Source organism: Marisediminitalea oceani (assembly GCF_003731635.1).
Lineage (GTDB): Bacteria > Pseudomonadota > Gammaproteobacteria > Enterobacterales > Alteromonadaceae > Alteromonas > Alteromonas oceani.
Genome location: NZ_RCUA01000001.1, coordinates 39,611 through 45,610, shown reverse-complemented (window position 1 = coordinate 45,610; position 6,000 = coordinate 39,611). Strand labels below are relative to the sequence as shown.

Below are 6,000 nucleotides of genomic sequence, written 5' to 3'. Positions count from 1 at the left end.
AATAAATTAAACGCTTGTTTGAATGCGATAAGGATACCCATGAACCCTACACATCATCATAACCCCTACGCGTTAGGACTCGACCAGAATCCGGCCAACTTTGCGGCCTTAAGCCCGTTGTCTTTTATCAAACGAACCGCGGCGGTGTACCCTAATCATCTGGCGGTTATTCATCAGCAAACCCGCCGCACCTGGGCTGAAACTTACCAACGCACCCAGCAGCTGGCCAGTGCGCTTACCCAGCGGGGCATCGGCAAGGGCGACACCGTGGCGTTTATCTCGCCCAACTTACCAGAACTATTTGAAGCCCACTTTGGCGTGCCGATGACCGGCGCAGTATTAAATGCCGTTAATATTCGCCTTGATGCCGAAGCCATCGCGTTCATTCTGCAGCATGGTGAGGCTAAGGTAGTCGTGGTTGACCGCGAATTTTCCGAAGTGGTTGGCAAAGCCATCAAGATGCTCAGCAAAAAGCCGTTAGTGATTGATATTGATGATCCCTATTACGAAGGCGGCGAACTGATTGGCGAAATGGACTACGAAGCGTTTATTGCCGGCGGCGATGCGTCAGGTTACGAGTGGTCATTGCCTGAGGATGAATGGGATGCCATTACGCTTAACTATACGTCGGGCACTACCGGCGACCCAAAAGGCGTGGTGTATCACCACCGCGGCGCTTACCTTAACGCCGTAAGCAATATTGTGTCGTGGAATATGGCGCCGCATCCCCGTTATTTGTGGACATTGCCCATGTTCCACTGTAATGGCTGGTGCTTTCCCTGGACCATTGCCGCCAATGCCGGCGTGAGTGTGTGCTTACGTCACGTTCGGCCTGATGCGATTTACCATGCCATCAAAGAAGACGGCGTGAACTACTTCTGCGGTGCGCCCATTGTGCTGAACATGCTCAACAATGCGCCGGATGAGTTAAAGCAGGGCATAGAGCATCAGGTGAGTGTCATGACGGCGGGCGCAGCACCACCGGCAGCGGTTATTCAGGGCATGGAAGAAATGGGCTTTGCGGTAACCCATGTCTACGGTTTAACTGAGACCTACGGCCCGTGTGTGGTGTGCGCCTGGCACGACGAGTGGGACGAACTGCCCATTGAAGAAAAGGCCAGAAAGAAAGCCCGGCAGGGCGTTAAGGTGCCCATGCAGGAAGACATTATGGTGGCTAACCCCACTACCCTTGAGCCGGTGCCACAGGACGGTAAAACCGTGGGCGAAATCTTTATGCGCGGTAACGTGGTAATGAAAGGCTATTTAAAGAATCCCTCAACCACCGAGGATTCCTTTGAGGGCGGCTGGTTCCACTCGGGCGACCTGGCGGTGTGGCATCCCGACGGTTATGCCGAAATTAAGGACCGCTCCAAAGATATCATTATCTCCGGTGGGGAAAATATCTCGAGTATCGAGGTAGAAGACGTGCTTTATCGCCATCAGGCCATTATTGAAGCTGCAGTGGTGGCCCAGCCGGATGAAAAGTGGGGAGAAGTGCCCGCCGCGTTTATTAAGCTTAAAGACGGTATGCAGGTAAGCGCCGACGAGGTAATTGAATTCTGCCGTAACAATATGGCGCGCTTTAAAGTGCCGAAGAAAATCGTATTTGGTGAACTGCCGAAAACGTCCACCGGTAAAATTCAGAAATTTGTGTTGCGTAATCAGGTAAAAGAAAGCTAATTGTGCTTGTAGGAGCGGCAGAGGCCGCTCCATGAGCGCTTATAAATAGGCTTCGCCCGCGGCCACGGTAAAGGCCATTTCCAGCAGCCAGTCCGGGTCGGCCAGCTCCACTTTTACGCACGCGCGGCTTGGCGCTGTGCCCTCATCAAACCAGGCATCCCACACGGCATTCAGGCGGTCGACCAGGCTAAAATCGGTAAGGTAAATTGTCACACTCAGAATGCGCGACTTATCGCTGCCGATTAAAGCAAGAGAGGCCTCTGCCTGCGCAAAAATAGCGCTCACCTGACCTTCAATGTCCAGTACTTCGTCAGTTTCCGGTACTTCAACAAAGTTGGCAATGCCGTTAAAAACGGTGATGTCTGACCAACGTTGGGTGGGATTAATACGGTGGATTTTCATAGTGGTTTCTCTGAGTTAAGGATAGTAATGATCGTCTGATTCACGCAGGGCCTCTTCGGTAACATGCAGCACTTCCTGCTTTTGCTGAGTGAGTTTGGTGTGCTTCCAGCTACCCCGGGCCAGCCAGCAGACACTCACAATACCAATCAGGATGTTGGTAGCCGCAAAGGCCCACCAGATACCGGCTTTACCGAGCTCTGTGTGTTTTGATAAGACAAATGCAATAGGGAATAAAAACACCCACTGCGATAATAGCGACAGCACCATGGCGTTTATCATATTGCCGGATGCCCGAAAAGCACCGGTAATGCATACCTGCACGGCCATACCGCCCCAGGTCAGTGCCATTACTTCAACAAACTGAGCGCCGGTGGCGATAACTTCAGGTTGTTCGGGCACGAAAAACGCAATGATTTGCGGCGCCAGCAAAAAGCTCAGTCCGCCAACCAGGCTAAGTGAAACAAAGCCCCAGATTGCGCCGGTGGTGGCGGCCTGTGAGGCACGCTCGATCTGCCCGGCGCCGAGATTCTGCCCCACCAGGGTCGATATCGCCATGCCCAGCCCTAACGCCGGAATGGTAACAAACATCAAAATGTTATTGCCCACACCGTAAGAGGCAATGGTCACAGTGCCGAAGCTGGCTACCAGGAACGACATTATAATTTGCCCCAGGGCGCGTGCGGAGAGATCCACTGAGCCGGGAATACCTAAGAAAAACGCCCGGCGGATATAGCTGTAATCCGGAATAAAATAGCGCAGTCGCACATGAATACCATGGCGGCCTTTAAGTAAAATGCCGATACCGATTAATGCCGCAATGGCCTGGGTAACCAGGGTGGCCAGGGCCGCGCCGGTTACGCCCAGGCCTGGCATGATGCCATAACCGAAGATAAACAGCGGGTCGAGCACCAGGTTTAGCAGTACGGTGCCAAGCACAATCAGGAGTGGAATCCGCACCTCGCCAATACCGCGCATTAATGCCTGAAACATGTTGAAGGTAAATACAAAGATCACGCCGATGAAAGAGACATGCATAAAGCTCAGGGCGTTGCTGTAAACCTCGGGTTCGACTTTAAGCAGGGTCAGAAAATGGGGCGACAACCAGTATCCACAGGTCCCCAGTATTGTAGACATAACCAGTACCATCAATAAGGTTTGGGCTGAGACTTTGTCGACCTCCTCTCTTCGCCCGGCGCCAATATACTGAGCGGCCAGTGTGGCACCGGCCATGGCAAGCCCGGCACCAATGGCGATCACCAGAAAAGTTACCGGCATACTGATCGACACGGCGGCTACTTCTGCCGGGCCTAGTCGGCCCACCCAAAACGCATCGGTCAGTTGATAGGCAGACTGTAAGAGCTGGCTTATCACAATGGGAATAGCGAGTGACAACAGCGCTTTGTGAATGGGGCCGGTGAGCAGTTGTGATGAATGGGCCATGAGAGCTCCGCAACTAAAGACGCGCTATGGTACCCCGCCACCGGGCAAAAAACACGGCCGCCAAACCTGCGGATTTGGCATTTTATATATTCAAAAGCCTTAGCGGCGGCGCCGCTTGCCGGCCTTTCCTTTATTGCCGGTTTGGCCAAGAGCATTCGCGCGCAGAGACTTTTTTGACGGTTTGCGCCGGGTGTTACCCGCGCTTTCCTGTGCTGCTGGGTTGGGCTCAAAACCTTCCACCCACTGAGGGATAAAATGTTCGCCAGTGAGCTTTTCAACGTCTTCAAGCAGGTATTTCTCTTTATGAGAAACCAGCGATACTGCCAGCCCGGCTAAACCGGCCCGGCCAGTGCGACCAATGCGGTGGATATAGTCCTCGGCATTATAGGGAAGCTCAAAGTTGATGACATACTGTAACTGCTGGATATCGAGGCCCCGGGCAGCCACATCGGTGGCAACCAGTGTACGTACCTGGCCGGTTTTAAACGCCTCCAGGGCTCGTTCACGCGCGCCTTGCGCTTTGTCACCATGAACGGCCGAGGCAGTGATACCGTCTTTGCCAAGCTCTTTGGCCAGGGCATCCACCGACTGCTTGGTACGGGTAAAAATGAGCACCTGTTGCCAGTTGTTAGCTCCAATCAGGTAAGCCACCAGAGCCGCTTTTTTGTGACTGTCCACCTCATAGATGCGTTGTTCAACTTTCGCGGCAGTGGTATTCCTTTCGGCTACTTCAATTAGCGCCGGATCCTTTAGCAGGGTGTTTTTGAGGGCAAATACCTCATCGTTAAATGTGGCACTGAAAAACAGCGTTTGGCGCTCTTCTGGCAGGTGGCGGAGGATTCGCTTAATATCGATAATAAAGCCCATATCCAACATCCGGTCGGCTTCATCGAGTACCAGCGTTTGCAGGGTGCTCAGGTCAATAAGCTCCTTGATAACCAGTTCCAGTAAACGACCGGGGGTGGCTACCAGTACCTCACAGCCCTGCTTTAAGGCTTCAATCTGCGGGTTGATACTTGCCCCGCCGTAGGCCACTACGGAGCGCAGGCCGGTATCCTGACTGTAGGCAACAAAGCTCTGATGCACTTGCTGGGCGAGCTCGCGGGTTGGGGTAAGTACTAACACCCGAATGGTATTGTGGGGGCTTTGGTCAGTCAGATAACGTTGAATTAACGGCAGTGCAAAGGCAGCGGTTTTGCCGGTACCGGTTTGCGCACCGGCCAGTACGTCCCGCCCGGCCAGTACCTCGGGTATGGCAGCCTGTTGAATGGGCGTTGGCGTTTGATAGCCAAGCTCGTCTAGGCTGGCTAACAATTGGGTGTGCAGCCCGAGGTTGGAAAAACGCATAACTTACATCGCTACTGATTAAAAAAAGACGGCGCTATTGTAGCACTTTAACGGTTGGCAGCTTAGTTGTAGTTTATAACCTGATACCTGTTTTTATTCACCACGCATTGAAAGCGGGCACTTAATACCAACTTATGGAATAGGCAACTATAAAGGAATAAGCCGGTGACCTTCGCTAAACGCATTTTACTCCTGGTCTTCATTTTACAGCTTGGCGGGCTAATCCCGGCATTGGCACTCGCATTGGCGGCGGACGAACCATTACTCTCCGAACAGGAGGTACAGAGTGCAATGACCAGGCTGGTTAGTGTTGTTGAGAAGAAATATATTCGCGAAGACGCACGTCAGGACACGGTTGAGTTGCTAAACACTGCGCAGCAGCGAGGTGAACTGAACGGTCCGTTTTCTTTTGGCCGCCTGAAAATCAAACTGGAGTCTCTGCTTTACTCAGTAAGTCAGGATTCCAACTTTGAGCTGCACTGGCGCTCCGGGCTTAACGGTTCCGCGATGGCAAGCGATGAGCTGCCCGGCACGCTGCAAACGCAAATGCTGGATGGTGATATTGGCTACCTGGCCGTCGATGGTGATCTATTTGATACCCATTGGCAGGCAGAAATTGATAAAGCCATGGCGTTTTTAGCAGGTAGTCAGGCCATAGTGATCGACCTCAGAAGTGCCGGCATGAGTTCATTGCCGCTCTCGCAACATTTTCTGAGTCATTTTATGCCGGAGGGGCAGCCGCTATCGATGGTCACTCTTGCTCACCAGCAACGTACTCCTTTGTTGGCGCAACCAGTTGCGAATCCTGTTCGAAGTGATAAGCCTTTATTTATTGTTACATCGCCGTTTGTTGCCGGTTCCTGGGAGTTTGTTGCCTTCACATTACAGCAAGCCGACCGGGCGACGATAGTGGGCATGCCAACCATTGGCCTTGGTTATATGACAACCGTGGAGCAACTGAGTGAGCATTTAAGCATGGTGATGGCTTACGCTGAGCTGCAACATCCCCAAACCGGCGACAGCTGGAAATACAGCGGCGTTATACCTGATGTGCAAACAGACGCTGACCAGGCGATGTCTGTAGCGCTTGAGCTGGCAACCGAGGCTTTATAAATAAACAGAAGTTTGCTG

General features: G+C 52.6%; 5 protein-coding genes. 2 read left to right on the top strand and 3 right to left on the bottom strand.

The genetic code is table 11. The features are described 5' to 3' along the window. Nucleotides 1–39 precede the first annotated feature (39 nt). On the top strand, nt 40–1,680 hold the full coding sequence (locus D9T21_RS00195; protein WP_123323185.1) for an acyl-CoA synthetase: 1,641 nt from the start codon (nt 40–42) through the stop codon (nt 1,678–1,680). 39 nt (nt 1,681–1,719) lie between these two features. Here D9T21_RS00195 and D9T21_RS00190 read toward each other — a convergent pair whose 3' ends face one another. The 3 genes from D9T21_RS00190 to D9T21_RS00180 form a co-directional block, all read right to left on the bottom strand. Then, the gene (locus D9T21_RS00190) at nt 1,720–2,082 is read right to left on the bottom strand and encodes a RidA family protein (protein ID WP_123323184.1); all 363 of its coding nucleotides are present in this window, start codon (nt 2,080–2,082) and stop codon (nt 1,720–1,722) included. 15 nt (nt 2,083–2,097) lie between these two features. After that, nucleotides 2,098–3,522 (bottom strand): MATE family efflux transporter, encoded by a 1,425-nt coding sequence (locus tag D9T21_RS00185; protein ID WP_123323183.1) that lies wholly within the window; start codon nt 3,520–3,522, stop codon nt 2,098–2,100. A 99-nt stretch (nt 3,523–3,621) separates the two neighbouring features. Next, nucleotides 3,622–4,869, bottom strand: a complete 1,248-nt coding sequence (locus tag D9T21_RS00180; RefSeq protein ID WP_123323182.1) for a DEAD/DEAH box helicase — start codon at nt 4,867–4,869, stop codon at nt 3,622–3,624. A 165-nt stretch (nt 4,870–5,034) separates the two neighbouring features. Here D9T21_RS00180 and D9T21_RS00175 point away from each other — a divergent pair, with 165 nt between their 5' ends. Next, nucleotides 5,035–5,982: a S41 family peptidase gene (locus tag D9T21_RS00175; RefSeq protein ID WP_123323181.1), complete on the top strand. Its 948-nt coding sequence runs from the start codon at nt 5,035–5,037 to the stop codon at nt 5,980–5,982. Nucleotides 5,983–6,000: the final 18 nt, after the last annotated feature.